1 rRNA gene is annotated in these 264 nt (G+C 52.7%); it reads right to left on the reverse strand.

Annotated features, from left to right (window positions below):
• A 23S ribosomal RNA gene (locus MUU46_RS23065) occupies window positions 1-264 on the reverse strand; the annotation flags it as partial.

Below are 264 nucleotides of genomic sequence, written 5' to 3' on the forward strand. Positions count from 1 at the left end.
CCCATCAATTAACCTTCCGGCACCGGGCAGGCGTCACACCGTATACGTCCACTTTCGTGTTTGCACAGTGCTGTGTTTTTAATAAACAGTTGCAGCCAGCTGGTATCTTCGACTGATTTCAGCTCCACCCGCAGGGGCTTCACCTACACATCAGCGTGCCTTCTCCCGAAGTTACGGCACCATTTTGCCTAGTTCCTTCACCCGAGTTCTCTCAAGCGCCTTGGTATTCTCTACCTGACCACCTGTGTCGGTTTGGGGTACGAT

Origin of the sequence: Scandinavium tedordense (assembly GCF_024764965.1) — a bacterium.
In the GTDB taxonomy this organism is placed as follows: domain Bacteria; phylum Pseudomonadota; class Gammaproteobacteria; order Enterobacterales; family Enterobacteriaceae; genus Scandinavium; species Scandinavium tedordense.